Below are 15002 nucleotides of genomic sequence, written 5' to 3'. Positions count from 1 at the left end.
TGGATTTTTCAGAGTTTCCTTAATACTACACAGGTTGTATTGAATCCGGCACTACGCGCGCGTTGAAGGTTTCATGCAGCGCGCGGACATTGGCATCATCATTGATCGCCTGGACGGCAGCCTGCTGACGATCAAGGTCGCGCTGCTCCTTGAGCAGTGCGGGCGTCTCGGCTTGGGACGCGCCGATCTCGACCACCACGTTGACTGGCGCGCCATAATACTGGGCCAACGCCTGCTGCAAGCGATCCTCCAGCTTTTTATTACGCAGCGTGACATGGGTGGGCGCCAGGGCCAGAAAAAAAGTTTGTCCATCCCGGTTGCTGAGCGTGCAGTTGGCTGCGAGTTGCCGCGCCATGCCATCCAGCTTGAGCGCCTCCACGACCGTCGCCCATTCATTGCCGAATGCCGCGACGGATTTCAGGCTCGCCTCGGCGACATCCACGGCTGCCGAGCGCTGCGGGGTAACAGGAATTGCCAGAGCGGGTCTTGCCTGGGGCGCTGGTGATGATGGTGCAGGCGTCGCTGCTTGATGCGACGGAGCGGCGGCCACCGCCGACCGCGCCTGCGGCTCTTGCACACCATTGTGTACCGCAGGTAAAGCAAGGTATGGAACATCCGCCGATTTTTTTACATCCACAGGGCGAAACGCCAGCATGCGCAGCAGCACCATTTCCAGGCCGCTGCGCGGGTCTGGCACGAGCGGAAAATCACGCCGCCCGATCAGGCCAATCTGGTAAAACAACTGCACATCCTCGGAAGACAACGCACCCGCCAGGCGCAGTACGGCATCACGGTCACCCAGGCTGTCGTCCACCGCCGCAGGCACGACCTGGGCCAGTGCGACACGGTGCAGCAACGAAATCAGCTCAGCCAGCACCCCGGCGAAATCGGGGGATTGTTCGGCGAGGCTGTGAATCCGCTCCAGCACCGCTTGGGCATCCCCCCCCACCAACGCTTCCGCCAATTCCAGCACGTGCCCCTGCTCGATAGTGCCGAGCATGGCGCGAACTTCGCTTTCCAGCACACTACCACCACCATAGGCGATGGACTGATCCAGCAGGCTCAATGCGTCGCGCAGACTACCGTCAGCGGCGCGGGCGATCTGCATCAACGCGGGGGTGTCACCGCTGATCCCTTCCTTTTCCAGGATATGTGCAAGGTGTTGCTGAATCATATCGATCGGCAAGCGCTTCAGGTTGAATTGCAAGCAACGGGAAAGGATGGTCGCCGGCAGGCGCTGGGGGTCGGTGGTTGCCAACAGGAACTTGACATGAGGCGGCGGTTCTTCGAGCGTCTTGAGCAGAGCGTTGAAGCTGTGCGTGGAGAGCATGTGCACTTCATCGATGAGGTACACCTTATAACGGCCGCGCGTTGGCGCATACTGGACATTCTCCAGCAGGTCGCGGGTATCCTCCACCTTGGTGCGCGAGGCAGCGTCGACCTCGATCAAATCAACAAATCTCCCTTCATCGATCTCTCGGCAGGCGCCGCAGACTCCGCACGGAGTCGAGCTGACTCCCGCCTCGCAGTTCAGCGATTTGGCAAAAATGCGCGCAATCGTGGTCTTGCCCACACCGCGTGTGCCGGTAAAGAGATAAGCGTGGTGCAGGCGATCATTGTCGAGGGCGTTGATCAACGCGCGCAGGACATGCATCTGCCCCACCATCTCGCGGAACGCGTGGGGACGCCATTTACGTGCCAGGACTTGATAGCTCATAGAGGGACTAAAAATAACACAAAGCGGAGGATGATTCGAGACACTTTCGAGGAGAGTTGCAAGGAGTATTGTTGGGTTAGGTTGGGTCCGCTACGCTTGACCCAACCTACTTTAAGAGCCTATCCGGGATTAAAAACCTAAAAAGGCGGCGGCCCGCGCCCGCCGAACCCCGGCACACGAATCCGCTGCTACCGTTGCTCCCTTCCGGGCCTGGCGGGGTTTGCAGCGTATCATTGCGGGAAGACCGGCGCGAGCCACCATTGAACAGACAAGATGGGGAACAAAAAGAACCCGAACCTACAAAAATCACCATAAAACAATAAGATATATGAATATCCCACCAATTGGTGCAGCGTCTTAATTTATCAGCTTCCATCAAAAAATACAACTCAAATCTACGCCACGAAATTCAACGGCGTGGCGGGACTAGCATCCTCCGGCCCAAAGCACTTCGCATAGTCACGACAGACCCCACAACTTGGCGCCTTGCAGACATGAACGCCGATGCTCTCGCACAGTTGCTTGTAGAAGAATTTTTTCATCTTCATGTTGCCGATATTTTTTTCGAAAAGAGTAGTGAAATTTATTTCAAGAATGTCGGAAAGTGTTTGGCGATTAGGCAGCCCAAGATCCTGCCATAAGTGGTTATTACCCAAACAGGCTGTGGCAATGGCTCGGGCTAACCACTCAGTCTCATTATTAATATCTCTGCGATGCTCTAGTGTAGTGTTGCATTCTTGATGGAACTTATTATATCGCCGATTCTCCAACTCTCTGTTGCTATCCCAGAGAGGAGAACATGAATGAGAGTTGCCCCGCAAATTGAACTGACAGACGAAGAGCGAGCCGAGCTAATGAAGCTTGTTCGCTCCAGGCGCACCAGCGTAAGGTTGGCACAGAGAGCACGTATTGTACTGCTGGCATCACAAGGGTTGCAGAACAAGGATATCGCAATGCAAGTAGGTGTGGGGCGCGTGCAAGTTTCGCGCTGGTGCGGACGTTATGCACAATCACGCCTGGCGGGCTCGGCAGCGCGCTCTATGTGTTCATCAATCGCCAGCGCACCAAGATCAAGGTGTTGTACTGGCATCGCAATGGCTTTTGTCTGTGGCCCAAACGCCCGGAGGCGGAGAAATTCGCCTGGCCGCGCGACAATGAATCGGCTACGCAAATGATCAGTCCGCACGAGTTCGAATGGCTGCTGGAAGGCTTTGATTTATGGGCAAATAAACCGCACAAAACGCTGGATTATGCTTCTGTTTCATAAGGATTTTTGGTAGCATATGGCATGCATTCAGCCATACCAAAATCCTTACTTTACCCCCCTAAACTCACCTTTCCAGAGGTCAGATTACCCGAGGTGTTACCGACCGGGGATGATGCAGCATGGACGGCATTGCTACATGCACAGCAGGCAGCGCACCTTGCCGCGCAGCACGCCGCCATTGATTCGTTCGAGAGCCAGGTGCGTGACTACGTCAACCGCCTCGTCGAACAGATGATTCTGGCGCGTCACCGCCAATTTGGCGTCAGCTCAGAAAAAATATCTGGCCAAGGACGCTGGTTCGATGAGGCCGAAGTCCTGGCGGCAGAGTCGACCCCGAGGCGCAAGACCTCGCGCCGATTCCACCCGAGACTGCGGTTTCAGACGCAGGCAAGAACATGCCCGCAGTTAAGGCGCGCGGCAAGCGGGCGCCGTTGCCGACCGAGTTGCCGCGCGTCGAGATCGTACACGATATAGCTGAAGCCCTGCGCACCTGTCCCTGCGGCACGCCCATGGTGGTGATCGGCCAGGAGGTCAGCGAACAGCTCGACATCGTGCCGATGCAAATACGCGTGCTGCGTCACATACGCCCCCGTTATGGCTGCCCCGACAGTATCCATGCGCCGGTCACCGCGCCATTGCCGCCACAGCCACTGCCCAAGAGCAACGCCAGCCCCGACTTTCTCGCCATGCTGTTGATCGTCAAGTTCATCGATGGCTTGCCGCTGGCGCGCTGGGTGATCGGCGCCAGTCAACTGCTGCAACCGCTGCACAACCTGATGCGCGATACCTTGTTTGAGGGCCCGTTCATGCACATTGTCACCTTCACGGTGATATGGACGAAACCGTGGTGCAGGTGCTCAAAGAAAAAGGCAAGAGTCCGACGTCCAATAGTTACATGTGGGTGCAAACCGGCGGCCCGCCTGGCAAGCCGGTGGTGATCTATGACTACGACCCGAGTCGCAGTAGCGAGGTGCCGCTGCGCCTGCTGCAGGGCTATCAAGGCTATCTGATGACCGATGGCTATGACGGCTACAACCCGTTGGCCAAAACCGAGGGCATTGAGCGTCTGGTGTGCTGGGCGCATGTACGACGGCGCTTTGCCGAGGCTACTCGCGTGCAACCCAAGGGCAAGAAGGGCCGTGCCGATGAGGCGGTCGCCCTGATCGGCAGACTGTACGGCATAGAGCATGAGCACAAAGCATCCGCCGATGACGTGCGCTTCCTGGCACGCCAGAAACACAGTCTGCCGGTACTGGATGAACTGCATGCCTGGCTGGGGAAAACACTGCCAGGGGGTCGCGCCCAAAAGTGCGCTCCGTACGGCACTGTCTTAATATGCGCGACTACTGGAGCATGCTGACGCGCTACACGGAACGCGGCGATCTGCCGATCGAGCGCGCAGCCTACCCTCCGGGGTACAACAACCCCTGCGAAAATGCGATTCGCCAGTTCGTGATCGGTCGCAAAGCATGGCTGTTTAGCGACACGCCTGCCGGTGCCAACGCCAGCGCTATTATTTACTCGCTGCTGCAGACGGCCAAGGCCAATGGCCAGGAGTCCTACGCCTGGTTGCGCCGCGTCATGCGTGACTTGCCCGCCGCCAGGACGGTGGAAGAAATTGAAGCGCTGTTGCCGTGGAATTTGCATGCACTGGATTTAACCAGCGAAATGACAACCTGAATAGGTTGGGGTTTGTGGAGCGTTTACGTAGCACTTTACAGCAATAAACACAGCATTTTCCGCGTCAATGCCAAGGAGGGTGACCCGGAAGCCAAACCTCAGCTCTCACAGGCAGCGATGAAACTCGGAATCGAACGTATCCACGCCCACTGCCCGCAAGCCAAGGGACGTGTGGAACGCGCCAATCAACCTTGCAGGATCGGTTGGTCAAGGAAATGCGTCTGGCAGAAATAAACGAAGTGGACAGCACCAACGCCTGGCTACCGGGCCATATCCAGAACTACAGCGGCGGAAGCTCAAGACCCGTCTGATACGCATCTGACCTTGTTGGCTGGGTCGGTCATGGGCGTGCTCTTTGTGCGAAAATGTTATGTCAGGGGAGCGTAATCGTGATGTTCGCGGCGTGGGGGGCTAATTTCACAATGTCGTTATAACCATTGATACTGGCTTGCGTCGCGCGCGACAAACTCCAGTTCAACATCGCATATCCCGACACGGCAATAAGCGCGAAGACCGAGCAGATGACCCATAGCGGAACGTCATTGCGCAGCTTGTTGATGATCTGATCGGGGCGCGCCCAGTGCGGGGCGAAACCCGCGCTTTTGCCTTTCATGTGGGCAATTTCATCACCCAGACGCGCCGTCAGGTATTTCAGCTTTTCTGTGCCTTCAATGATGTATTTTCCCTCGAAGCCCAGCAACAAGCACATGTGAAACACCTCCAATGCCTGGACATGTGATGCACCTTTGGCGCGAAGCTCATCCAATCTGACGAAGAAATTTTCACCGGCAAGGTGATCGCCGAACAAGACCAGTTGCAGCGGGTAGCGCTCCCATGCCGCCCGAATGCTAAATTGAGAACGTAGAATGGTCTCATCGATCGCCGCGCAAAACGCATATTTGGAAGCATGAATATCATCGGCGGAAGCGCCGAGTTTTTTTGCGTTGCGGTCGAAATTATCGAGAAATTCCACCATCTTGCTCGAAAAGGTGACCTCATCTTGCGGTATGCAAAGATTCTTCAACATGAAAAGTACGTAAAAACCGTCGTACATCAGATCCATCAAAGAGTGCGCAGTCGAAAATGACTCCGCAACCGGGCGCTGACTCGCCGGTGCGTCGAGCAAGGAGGGGGCTGACATTTTAATCATAAGGTAACGGCAAGAAGCTCAAGTTTAAGATCGGGGATACCGGAAGGCACATAGATCGAAATAGATTGTGCCTGCAACATACGCTCGTACATTGGGCCTTTATTTTCAACTGAAAAATAATAAGTATCAGGCCGCACCGGGACTGCCCCAGGCACCTGCGGTGTATGCACCAATTTCACACCAGGCATCGCAGATAACACAAATTTTTCCACATCGTCTGGCGCGCCGATTTTGAAACGTAATGGCACGATGTCAACCAGCTCTATCGCAGGTAAATTTGCACCTATCGCCAAGTAAAAAACAGTTTTATCATTGATTTTTCCGGAATCAAGCATGCCATGGTAGTAAGACGGCTTGATTTCAGACAGTGCAATCGAGAAATATTTCGATGAGATCACCGTGTCAAGTAACCCACGAATAATCGAATCAAGCTTGGCAAAGCAGGGGCCGGGGTCTTGATGCGTGTAAACAGGCAAATCTGTCAAGGCGTAATTTTTTGAATACGTCATCAAGGCCCCCGCCAAGCCAAGCAACTGTTCATACAAGCGCTCGGGATGCAAGGCCGGATGATGAAGGTAATGTGTAAGCGAAGAAAAAGCCGAACTCACCGTGTGCAGCAACAAAAACGAAGAAATGTCGCCCGAGCGAAATTCAATAATATTTTTACTCGGCTCGCGGTGGTAACCGTAAAGTGCATTCACCTTCGCTTGCAGAGCATCCATCAATCGACGCAGTTGCAAAAACAAACCCGGCGCACTACGAATAGAGAGGCTGGGCGGTATAAACGTCGGATCCACTTCAAACCCACCTGTTGAGGCGCGGCGTAACCGGACCAGCGGAAAACTCACATAAGAATCACGCGGCTCCAACTCAGACACTAAACGTACAGTCTTCTTCAAGTAAGATAGCTCAGCCTTTGCAGCCTGCGTGAACAGGTCAGGTGTTTCAAGGCTGGTCTGCGCATAACGAGCCGAGCTATTTACGGGATGCCCTGATGGCGAAAAATTGCCACCAAAACTTTTCAGCGATGGTAACGCCGCATAATAAGTGATCGTCTGCTGCGAAAGCGGAATTCCGCTCAAATTTACCGCATCTGGCAGGTCATCCTCGCCCGGAGCTTTGACTATTTCACTGTCCTGAAAAATGAGCGTCAACTCGGACAGACGTAGCGTGTTATTTGATAATGCGTCACGATCCAACAACAAGGCCGCCACACCCCATAAGTAAGGATGGAGAGCATTTACAGTTTCGTGCAGACGGTTCTCATGATATTGGTCCTGCTGCTGGAAGTGTTGTGGGCGTAAAAACAACCCCTCCCCCCATAGAACCTTGGAGTTTATATTCACATTTTCATCTCAATTGAACATATCTACTAATCATATAATTAGCAGCGCACCAGGGAACGTAAGTTTACATTGTCGGCAATAACAGCGCCCGTTCCTACGGTAAGGGCGCACGCATGTACGCCGACTATGATACCTGACTTTTCTGCTTCTTTGGCAGGGAACGTGACCCGCCAGCGCTGAGCCGCAGGGGAACGGAAAAGCGCCACCACACCTATGTAATATGCCTCTTTCGTTACCTTTTCCGTAACTTCATAATGTTGCCCTGGGATAAGCGTTATTTCTTTGACTTCTAGTAGCTCTGCACCTAAAACTTCTTTCTCTTTTTGTGGATTTAGAAAAGTGTCGTAGGTTGCCTGTTGGAAAGCCCCATTCTGCCTGAGTTTGTAGATGCGCGCGACCAAGGCAAGCGGTCGGCCATTCGCACCGGCATTCAAATTCTCCCCGGCATGTAACTTCAGCACAATTGTCCTGGGTGGTTTTTGCGCATCAGGAATCTCCGGAATTTCAGGGATATTAGGGATGTCAGGAATATCTGGTTTTTTTAGCCCAATTGCCTCCAGCGAACTGCTTGCAAAATTGCCAATAGCTGCGCATCCTCCCAGTGACATTAGCCCAAACAGCAGCAATATGCGACACAGTAAAACGGGGCTAATCATTGGGAAAACTCATTAGTGGGTAGTTAAATGTTTCATCTAAATTACAACTTTAATAGTCGCAACAATTGTTTATAATGATCGCAGAATTTCTTCGCTAAAGCCTCGGCATTGTAACACCCTAAGTTTTATGATAAACAGTAGTTACACTGCTGAAGATAAAAAAGTGGCTGCAACTCATACGCCACACACCTTGGGGGACAAGTTTCAACTATGTATAAAAAACAACATAACCTCCTGTATTTATCCGCATTATGCCTCATTCTAGGGGGGTGCACGAACATACCCAAGGCTGGCGACGGCCTAACACTGCCTGTGTTGGCGACGCCCGCTCCGGCCACAGCGTCATTGGCGGATTTGATGGCGGAAGCAGCCAGTGCCACTAGCGCAGGAAAATCAGATAAGGCGTTAGTAATTCTCAATGATGCAGCCAAGCTCTTCCCGGCAGATAAAAAACCATGGGTACAAATGGCGCAGATCGAATTTGATGGCACAAATTACAGTGAGGCCATTGCTAACGCCCTTGAGGCACTGCAGAGAGATCCAAAAGATCAGACATCCAACAGCATTATTGCGGTTAGCGGTTTGCGACTTTCAACAAAAGCGCTCACGGATTTGAGTAATCAAAACAACCTTTCAGGGTCAGTAAAATCGGAAGCACAGGGCCTGGCAAAGATATTGCGCGAAAGCCTGGGCGAGGCGGCGCTAGCACCCTCCCCTCAAGCCAAGCAAGCTGAGACGCCTTCCCATAAGTCCGCGCCCCGTCCCGCAAGAGGAAAGTCGTCTCGTGGCAGCGCCGTCAAACCTGCCATCACCACCGAGAAGGACAATGGCAGCGGGAGTCCGTTTGGGGCGTTAAGGTAAATTGAAATCAGTATTTGTATGTGTGTCGCTTAGACTCAATGGTTCGGGTTGTGTTGCTAGGTTAAATTTATTTTAGAATTTACGTGGAGTTACCCATGGCTAAAAAAGAGAGTATTCAGAAACGCCTGCAAAAAGTGCGTCCACCCAGGGTGCAAATGACGTATGACGTAGAAATTGGCGACGCCATTGAAAGCAAGGAATTACCTTTCGTCATCGGGGTTGCAAGTGATTTGGGTGGCAATTCTGAAATAGAAAAGCCACGCTTAAAAGATAGAAAATTCGTCGGGATCGACAGTGAAAACTTCGACGAAGTGATGAAAGGCATTGAACCCGCAGCCGTATATCGCGTAGCTAACAAATTAAGCGATAAAGGAGGGGAATTTGCGGTGAATCTCAAATTCAAATCCATGGAAGACTTCCGCCCTGAGTCCGTGGTACAGCAAGTAGAGCCGCTGAAAAAACTGCTTGAAGTCCGCACCAAGCTCGCCGACCTGCGCAATAAATTGGCGGGTAATGACAAGCTTGAAGATCTCTTGAATGAAGTGCTCAATAGCACCGAACAGCTTACCACCCTTAGCCAGCAATCCCCAGACAAAGGAGACTGAACCATGGCAACACAACATTCGGCTACGCCATCAGCTGCTACGGTCACTGAAAACTCTTTGCTTGATCAGATTGTTGAGAAAAGCAAGGTTGCCAAGTCCTCGGCTGAACATGAGCGTGCCAAAGATATTATTTCCGAACTGGTAAACCAGGTCATGCAAGGCACGGTAGTCGTGTCCGACAACCTTGCTGCAACCATAGATGCCCGCGTGGCTGAACTGGATCAACTGATTTCCGGCCAGTTGAGCGCCATCATGCACGCACCCGAGTTTCAAAAATTGGAAGGTAGCTGGACGGGGCTGAATTATCTGGTAAAGAATACGACAACCGGGCAAAACCTCAAGATAAAAGTTCTGAATGTCACCAAAAAAGAGTTGATTAAAGATTTTCAAGCGGCGCTGGAATTTGATCAAAGCGCAATGTTCAAGAAAGTATACGAAGAAGAGTTTGGCACTTTTGGCGGCGCACCCTTTGGTGCATTATTGGGTGATTTTGAAATTACCCGCCAACCCGAAGATATGTATTTTGTCGAACAAATCTCACACGTTGCCGCTGCTGCTCACGCGCCATTTATCTCCTCGGCCTCACCTGAGTTATTTGGCCTGGAAACGTACAGTGATCTTGGCAAACCCCGTGATTTGTCGAAAGTATTCGACACCGTTGAATATGCAAAATGGAAATCGTTCCGTGAGTCGGAAGATGCACGCTATGTTGGCTTGACGTTGCCACGCTTCCTGGGGCGCCTGCCGTTCAACCCAAAGGATGGCGTGACTGTCGAAGGGTTTAACTTTGTAGAAGATGTAGACGGCACTGATCACAGCAAATACCTGTGGTGCAATGCGGCGTATGCCTTTGGTACCAAGCTCACTACCGCGTTTGAAGACTTTGGCTGGTGTGCTGCGATACGTGGCGTGGAAGGCGGTGGCTTGGTAGAGGATTTGCCAACCCACACTTTCAAGACCGATGAAGGCGAAGTGGCGCTTAAGTGCCCGACAGAAATTGCCATTACGGACCGCCGTGAAAAAGAACTCAGCGATCTTGGCTTCATTTCGCTGGTACATTGCAAAAATACTGATTACGCGGCATTTTTTGGTGCGCAGTCGGCACAAAAAGCAAAAAAATACAACACTGATTCTGCCAACGCAAACGCTGTTCTTTCCGCGCAACTGCAATATATTTTTGCAGTCTCACGCATCGCCCATTATATGAAAGCCATGATGCGCGACAAGATCGGAAGCTTTGCCGCGGCGTCGAATGTTGAAGACTTCCTGAATCGCTGGCTCACACAGTATGTACTGCTGGATGACAACGCCAGCCAGGAAGCCAAAGCCCAATTTCCGTTGCGCGAAGCTTCCGTGCAAGTCTCAGAAGTGCCGGGACGTCCTGGGGTATATCGCGCCGTGTCTTTTTTGCGGCCGCATTTCCAGCTTGACGAGCTATCCGTTTCACTCCGTTTGGTCGCGGAGCTACCTCAATCGACCAAATCGTAACATTTCAATATCCAAAAAATAGCTTCAACAACACAATGTGGAAAGGTGAATAATGGCAATTGACGTTTATTTGCAAATTGATGGTATCAAAGGCGAGTCCAGCGATAGTGCTCACAAAGACTGGATTGAATGCCTGTCTGTTGCGTGGGAAGTGTTACAACCAAAATCAGCCACAGCGTCCAGCAGCGGTGGACACACGGCTGAGCGTTGCGAGCATTCGCCTATTGAAATATCCAAGCTGTCTGATCTGGCAACGCCGCTGTTGTTACAGACCTGCTCTTCAGGAAAAACCATTCCCAAGGCCAAGTTTGAGTTCATGCGTGCCGACGGCAACGGGGAGCGTATTAAGTATTTTGAAATTGATCTAGTGAATGTGCTGATCAGCTCAGTGGCGCCTTCTGTAGCCGAAGGCAACATTCTTAATGAAACTGTTGGCTTGAAATTCTCCCAGGTTAAATGGAAATACATACAACAGAAGATCAGCGGCGGTTCGGGTGGTAACACCTCCGGCGGCTGGGATCTGTCAACCAACAAGGTTGTGTAATTTTCACTTTCTTTGTGAAATCCGCGGCACGCATGTGTCGCGGATTTTTTTGCGTGGATGAAGCAGATATAAATGAAGGGCTTCGCGCCAGGTTTGTTCGATAGGCTAATGGGCGTCGGCGCTCACGCGTTGTCCAGCGGGACGGTAACACGCCTTTCGATGGAGGACCTTAAAGATACTGTCGCCCGCGACCTGGAAGCTTTACTGAATACCAGAACCGTTATACCTGAGGAACTGCTGAAACCCTATCCAGAGAGCAGCAACTCTATAGTGACTTATGGACTAAATGACTTTGCAGGAATGAGTTTGGCTAGTACCGATGACAGGGCAACTATCTGCCGCGCATTGGAGCAGGCTATAGCCAGGCATGAACCTCGTTTGAAAAATGTTGTTGCATCGCTGGAAGTCCGTGAAGGGTCTATCAATCGCCTTAACTTTGCAATTTCAGCACTGCTTGTAGTACATCCGGCACAAGAACCCGTCAGCTTCGATGCTGTGTTGCAGCCTTCCTCCCTGCAATATTCGATTAGCAAAACATACCGTTCGACACGCACGGCTGAATAACATGAACGAACTACTCCCCTATTACGAACGCGAACTTGGTTTTTTGAGGCGATATTCGCGCGAGTTCGCCGAGCGTTATCCAAAAATCGCCGGCCGCTTGTTAATGTTCGGCGAGGTTTGTGAAGATCCTCATATTGAGCGCATGATCCAGTCGTTTGCGCTACTTAATTCCAGAATCTCAAAGCGGCTTGACGACGATTATCCCGAGTTTACGGAGGCACTCTTTGAAGTGCTTTACCCGCATTATTTGCGGCCGTTTCCATCTTGCTCAATTGCTCGCATCGACTTCAGCGCCGCTGCCGCGCAACTGACCACTCCAACTCTGATTCCACGTGGCACGGAATTAACCACTCGCCCTGTCAAGGGCGCTCCATGCAAATTCAAGACAGTTTACGACATTAATGTTGCGCCGTTGCGTTTATCGAGCGTCAAGTTCGATTCGATTATTGAACCACCAGAATCGGTGCTGCCGCCATTAAACGCGACATCCAAAATCAGCATTACGGTCGAGTCAACATCAGAACAAGCTGGATTTGCGCAGCTAAATGTAAAAGCGCTGCGTGCTTTTATTGATGGTGAGCCTTCCTTTTGCGCGGGATTAAGAGATACCTTGTTCATGCGTACCGTGTGTGCTTATGTTGAAGCACCTCGCACGGGCCGCTGGGTTTCGCTGAAAAAAACACCAATAAGCGCGGTTGGTTTTGAAGAGGATGAATCACTGATTCCCTTTTCAGCGCGCTCGCACCCAGCCTATCGCTTACTGACAGAGTATTTTTCTTTTTCTGAAAAATTCAATTTTTTTGACATCAATCTTCAGGATATCGCCAAGGCTCTACCAGCAGACTGCAAGACCTTTGTCCTGCATCTAGTACTCAGTGGTGTGCGTGCCGATTCAAATATGGCGCGCATGCTCACCAATTTGTCTACCAATAATGTCCTGTTAGGCTGCACCCCTGTCATCAATTTATTTAAACAGCGCGGTGATCCTATACGCTTAACGCATACTTCGACGCATTATCCAGTAGTAGGTGACTCCCGGCGTGCTTTTGCATATGAGGTCCATAGCATCGATTCAGTAAAGTTGGTGCGGCAGACGCCGCAAGGTGAATCAATCACGGAATTTAGACCATTTTATTCTTTGCGGCACAATGAAACCCCGGAAAAAGAAGGGCATTACTGGGTCATGCGGCGCGATGAGATGGTGGCGGCTAAAAGCCCGGGGTATGAAACTGAAATTTCTATTGTGGATATCGACTTTGATCCTGCCGCAATCGAAACCGATACGCTGAGCATTGAACTTACCTGTTGTAACCGTGATTTACCCGCTTCATTGACCTATGGATTACCCGGCGGAGATTTATTTCTTGAGGGTGGTTCAATTGCACGCTCTATCAGTTTTTTGCGTAAACCGTCTGAGTCGTATCGCTTCGAGCGAGGACGTGGTGCGCACTGGCGCCTCATCTCGCATCTCTCTTTGAATTATCTCTCTCTTTCCAAGGGGGGGCTGGAGGCATTTCAAGAGATGCTGGGGCTGTATGATCTACCAAGGTCAGCCGCATCACAACGCCAGATTAGCGGTATTGTCGGCATTGAGCATAAGGCAGCCAAGGCTTGGTTGCCCGGCAATCCTTTCGCGTGTCTCGTGCGCGGAATAGAAGTGCGTATGACGATTGACGAGGAAGGTTTTGTGGGCAGCGGCGTGCATGTGTTCGCGCATATCGTAGATCGATTTTTAGGTTCATATGTCCACGCCAACAGCTTCACCCAATTAATTATAATTTCGGCTCTTCGCGTGATCGTGTGGGTAAATTTCATGTTTTTTAGAGCCTCGGGAGCATAGACGTGAGTATTTTTAGTCGCAGATATTCTTCATCGCGCAGACCATATGCACGGCGTTGGATGACGCATATCTTATTGTTGAGCCCCTCAACAAAGCCGAGTGAAACTTTATTCTCTGGCTTGCAATAGGCTGCGATCCCATCCCAATGGCGCTCAACCATCTCGGCAAATTTCTCGTAAGGTTTCAGGCGCTGCCACTTCAGGCTGGTTTTCCAATTCTCGAAGAAACACCGCGCCCATGCTTCGCTCCTGTAATCCCACAACTGGCCAAACGACTCTTTCAGCAGGTACGCCGTGTTCAGCCGTTTGTTCGCTGCCAGCAAAGCCTTCAAAGAACGTCTGCCGTCCAGTGTCAGATTTTCGTGATTGGAAAGCAGTACGTATTTCTGCCCCTTAATGTAGCGCCTATCCTTGCCCTGAAGACGTGCATATTCCATCTTTCTGACTTTATCCAGAGCATCGCCGAGATGGCTCATGATGTGGAATTTGTCGAACAGGATGGCCGCCTGCGGGGCGCGTTCGTTGGTTACGTTACGAAAGGGCTTCCACATATCCATCACTGCAAGACAAATGCCTTTGGATTTCTTCTCTCCCAGCCAGTCATAGAACTGTCGCATGCTGTCCTCCGAACGGTCGGCACCGCCAAACCAGATGGGACGACCACGGATCAAGTCGCTGACTACAATGCGATAGGTATGTCCTTTGCGAATCGATATTTCGTCGATGCCAATGGCCTTGGGTGCTGGCGTTCCGGCGCGTTCCAGTTGCGCGGTCATGTATTGCTTGTCCAGTTCCTTGACGGTGTGCCAGTCCAGAAGCAATTCGCGGGCAATGTCCGACACCGTGCTGGCGCGACACCGTCTGCCTACATACCAAGAAAATCGCTTTGTATAGAGTGGGTTGTCGGCGAGAAAGTCGAGTCGTTCGCGTTTCACTTTCCCGCAGTGCCGACAAAGCACCCGTCGAATTTCGATTTCCAGATAGATACGTGTGTCGCCACAGGAGAGGTCGCGAACTCGTCGAAGCCTCTTGTCGTACCAACCAGAGCGCGTTCTGCCGCAACTGTTGCAGGCCGTTTTTTTGAGCGCCGAACGAGCGTGATGATCCGTGCTTTGGAGTCGCCAAAGATGCCGCGTATCTTTTCCAGCGGGCGAAAACAGGGGAATCGATATGCGTCGAGAATGCGTTTGGGTTTGCGTGAAATAGCCATTGAAAAAACCTCCCATTTTCTGCAACAGGTGCAGGATGCATTTTGCCTGATGCCACAAGGCTTGCGGAGGTTTTC

17 protein-coding genes, 1 other RNA gene and 2 pseudogenes are annotated in these 15002 nt (G+C 51.8%); 13 read left to right on the top strand and 7 right to left on the bottom strand.

Features of this window, described 5'->3' with window-relative positions:
- Positions 1-25 precede the first annotated feature (25 nt).
- The 3 genes from dnaX to M3A44_08045 form a co-directional block, all read right to left on the bottom strand.
- Positions 26-1717, bottom strand: a complete 1692-nt coding sequence (gene dnaX, locus M3A44_08055) for a DNA polymerase III subunit gamma/tau (GenBank protein ID MEQ6341595.1) — start codon at positions 1715-1717, stop codon at positions 26-28.
- 153 nt (positions 1718-1870) lie between these two features.
- Positions 1871-1967: signal recognition particle sRNA small type (gene ffs / locus M3A44_08050), an RNA gene on the bottom strand.
- Between the two features lie 145 nt (positions 1968-2112).
- Positions 2113-2487: a nitrogen fixation protein NifQ gene (locus M3A44_08045; GenBank protein ID MEQ6341594.1), complete on the bottom strand. Its 375-nt coding sequence runs from the start codon at positions 2485-2487 to the stop codon at positions 2113-2115.
- Between the two features lie 84 nt (positions 2488-2571).
- Here M3A44_08045 and M3A44_08040 point away from each other — a divergent pair.
- The 7 genes and pseudogenes from M3A44_08040 to M3A44_08010 all read left to right on the top strand — a co-directional run bounded on the left by M3A44_08040 (position 2572) and on the right by M3A44_08010 (position 4939).
- Positions 2572-2685: pseudogene (locus M3A44_08040) on the top strand (IS630 family transposase).
- Positions 2686-2708: 23 nt separating this feature from the next.
- Complete coding sequence (gene tnpB / locus M3A44_08035) at positions 2709-2984, top strand: IS66 family insertion sequence element accessory protein TnpB (GenBank protein MEQ6341593.1); 276 nt, start codon at positions 2709-2711, stop codon at positions 2982-2984.
- A gap of 21 nt (positions 2985-3005) precedes the next feature.
- Positions 3006-3458: a hypothetical protein gene (locus M3A44_08030; protein MEQ6341592.1), complete on the top strand. Its 453-nt coding sequence runs from the start codon at positions 3006-3008 to the stop codon at positions 3456-3458.
- A 35-nt stretch (positions 3459-3493) separates the two neighbouring features.
- A complete protein-coding gene (locus M3A44_08025) occupies positions 3494-3922 on the top strand; it encodes an IS66 family transposase zinc-finger binding domain-containing protein (protein ID MEQ6341591.1) in 429 nt (142 codons plus the stop codon).
- A complete protein-coding gene (locus M3A44_08020) occupies positions 3817-4344 on the top strand; it encodes an IS66 family transposase (GenBank protein ID MEQ6341590.1) in 528 nt (175 codons plus the stop codon). Before M3A44_08025 ends, M3A44_08020 begins: the two co-directional genes overlap by 106 nt.
- The gene (locus M3A44_08015; GenBank protein ID MEQ6341589.1) at positions 4320-4664 is read left to right on the top strand and encodes a transposase domain-containing protein; all 345 of its coding nucleotides are present in this window, start codon (positions 4320-4322) and stop codon (positions 4662-4664) included. Before M3A44_08020 ends, M3A44_08015 begins: the two co-directional genes overlap by 25 nt.
- A 30-nt stretch (positions 4665-4694) precedes the next feature.
- A pseudogene (locus M3A44_08010) lies at positions 4695-4939 on the top strand (ISNCY family transposase).
- Positions 4940-5037: 98 nt separating this feature from the next.
- Here M3A44_08010 and icmH read toward each other — a convergent pair.
- Genes icmH through tssJ form a run of 3 tightly spaced genes read right to left on the bottom strand, consistent with a single transcriptional unit; the run spans position 5038 to position 7816 of the window.
- Positions 5038-5805 carry a type IVB secretion system protein IcmH/DotU gene (gene icmH / locus M3A44_08005; protein ID MEQ6341588.1) on the bottom strand — a complete coding sequence of 256 codons (768 nt, stop codon included), beginning with the start codon at positions 5803-5805 and terminating at the stop codon, positions 5038-5040.
- A 5-nt stretch (positions 5806-5810) separates the two neighbouring features.
- Positions 5811-7160 carry a type VI secretion system baseplate subunit TssK gene (gene tssK / locus M3A44_08000; GenBank protein MEQ6341587.1) on the bottom strand — a complete coding sequence of 450 codons (1350 nt, stop codon included), beginning with the start codon at positions 7158-7160 and terminating at the stop codon, positions 5811-5813.
- A 38-nt stretch (positions 7161-7198) separates the two neighbouring features.
- Positions 7199-7816, bottom strand: a complete 618-nt coding sequence (gene tssJ, locus M3A44_07995; GenBank protein ID MEQ6341586.1) for a type VI secretion system lipoprotein TssJ — start codon at positions 7814-7816, stop codon at positions 7199-7201.
- Between the two features lie 357 nt (positions 7817-8173).
- Here tssJ and M3A44_07990 point away from each other — a divergent pair, with 357 nt between their 5' ends.
- The 6 genes from M3A44_07990 to tssF all read left to right on the top strand — a co-directional run bounded on the left by M3A44_07990 (position 8174) and on the right by tssF (position 13718).
- Positions 8174-8677 carry a hypothetical protein gene (locus M3A44_07990; protein ID MEQ6341585.1) on the top strand — a complete coding sequence of 168 codons (504 nt, stop codon included), beginning with the start codon at positions 8174-8176 and terminating at the stop codon, positions 8675-8677.
- Between the two features lie 95 nt (positions 8678-8772).
- On the top strand, positions 8773-9282 hold the full coding sequence (tssB, locus tag M3A44_07985) for a type VI secretion system contractile sheath small subunit (protein ID MEQ6341584.1): 510 nt from the start codon (positions 8773-8775) through the stop codon (positions 9280-9282).
- A 3-nt stretch (positions 9283-9285) separates the two neighbouring features.
- Positions 9286-10770: a type VI secretion system contractile sheath large subunit gene (gene tssC, locus M3A44_07980; protein ID MEQ6341583.1), complete on the top strand. Its 1485-nt coding sequence runs from the start codon at positions 9286-9288 to the stop codon at positions 10768-10770.
- A 52-nt stretch (positions 10771-10822) separates the two neighbouring features.
- Positions 10823-11314, top strand: a complete 492-nt coding sequence (locus tag M3A44_07975) for a type VI secretion system tube protein Hcp (GenBank protein MEQ6341582.1) — start codon at positions 10823-10825, stop codon at positions 11312-11314.
- 72 nt (positions 11315-11386) lie between these two features.
- Positions 11387-11878 carry a type VI secretion system baseplate subunit TssE gene (gene tssE, locus M3A44_07970; GenBank protein MEQ6341581.1) on the top strand — a complete coding sequence of 164 codons (492 nt, stop codon included), beginning with the start codon at positions 11387-11389 and terminating at the stop codon, positions 11876-11878.
- A gap of 1 nt (position 11879) precedes the next feature.
- The gene (gene tssF / locus M3A44_07965; protein MEQ6341580.1) at positions 11880-13718 is read left to right on the top strand and encodes a type VI secretion system baseplate subunit TssF; all 1839 of its coding nucleotides are present in this window, start codon (positions 11880-11882) and stop codon (positions 13716-13718) included.
- On the opposite strand, the gene M3A44_07960 is transcribed toward tssF, so the two are convergent.
- Positions 13699-14985 (bottom strand): ISL3 family transposase, encoded by a 1287-nt coding sequence (locus M3A44_07960; protein ID MEQ6341579.1) that lies wholly within the window; start codon positions 14983-14985, stop codon positions 13699-13701. The genes tssF and M3A44_07960 overlap by 20 nt on opposite strands.
- Positions 14986-15002: the final 17 nt, after the last annotated feature.

The sequence above is a fragment of the Gammaproteobacteria bacterium genome (genome assembly GCA_040183005.1).
Taxonomy (GTDB): Bacteria; Pseudomonadota; Gammaproteobacteria.
The sequence above is the reverse complement of the archived record's forward strand: the minus strand, read 5'-3'. Positions and strand labels throughout refer to the sequence as shown.

Excerpts from the sequence above, each read along its gene's own strand:
- dnaX (MEQ6341595.1), bottom strand. The coding sequence starts at position 1,717 with ATGAGCTATCAAGTCCTGGCACGTAAATGGCGTCCCCACGCGTTCCGC.
- M3A44_08030 (MEQ6341592.1), top strand. The coding sequence starts at position 3,006 with ATGCATTCAGCCATACCAAAATCCTTACTTTACCCCCCTAAACTCACC.
- M3A44_08025 (MEQ6341591.1), top strand. The coding sequence starts at position 3,494 with ATGGTGGTGATCGGCCAGGAGGTCAGCGAACAGCTCGACATCGTGCCG.
- M3A44_08020 (MEQ6341590.1), top strand. The coding sequence starts at position 3,817 with ATGGACGAAACCGTGGTGCAGGTGCTCAAAGAAAAAGGCAAGAGTCCG.
- M3A44_08015 (MEQ6341589.1), top strand. The coding sequence starts at position 4,320 with ATGCGCGACTACTGGAGCATGCTGACGCGCTACACGGAACGCGGCGAT.
- icmH (MEQ6341588.1), bottom strand. The coding sequence starts at position 5,805 with ATGTCAGCCCCCTCCTTGCTCGACGCACCGGCGAGTCAGCGCCCGGTT.
- tssJ (MEQ6341586.1), bottom strand. The coding sequence starts at position 7,816 with ATGATTAGCCCCGTTTTACTGTGTCGCATATTGCTGCTGTTTGGGCTA.
- M3A44_07990 (MEQ6341585.1), top strand. The coding sequence starts at position 8,174 with ATGGCGGAAGCAGCCAGTGCCACTAGCGCAGGAAAATCAGATAAGGCG.
- tssB (MEQ6341584.1), top strand. The coding sequence starts at position 8,773 with ATGGCTAAAAAAGAGAGTATTCAGAAACGCCTGCAAAAAGTGCGTCCA.
- tssC (MEQ6341583.1), top strand. The coding sequence starts at position 9,286 with ATGGCAACACAACATTCGGCTACGCCATCAGCTGCTACGGTCACTGAA.
- M3A44_07975 (MEQ6341582.1), top strand. The coding sequence starts at position 10,823 with ATGGCAATTGACGTTTATTTGCAAATTGATGGTATCAAAGGCGAGTCC.
- tssE (MEQ6341581.1), top strand. The coding sequence starts at position 11,387 with ATGAAGGGCTTCGCGCCAGGTTTGTTCGATAGGCTAATGGGCGTCGGC.
- tssF (MEQ6341580.1), top strand. The coding sequence starts at position 11,880 with ATGAACGAACTACTCCCCTATTACGAACGCGAACTTGGTTTTTTGAGG.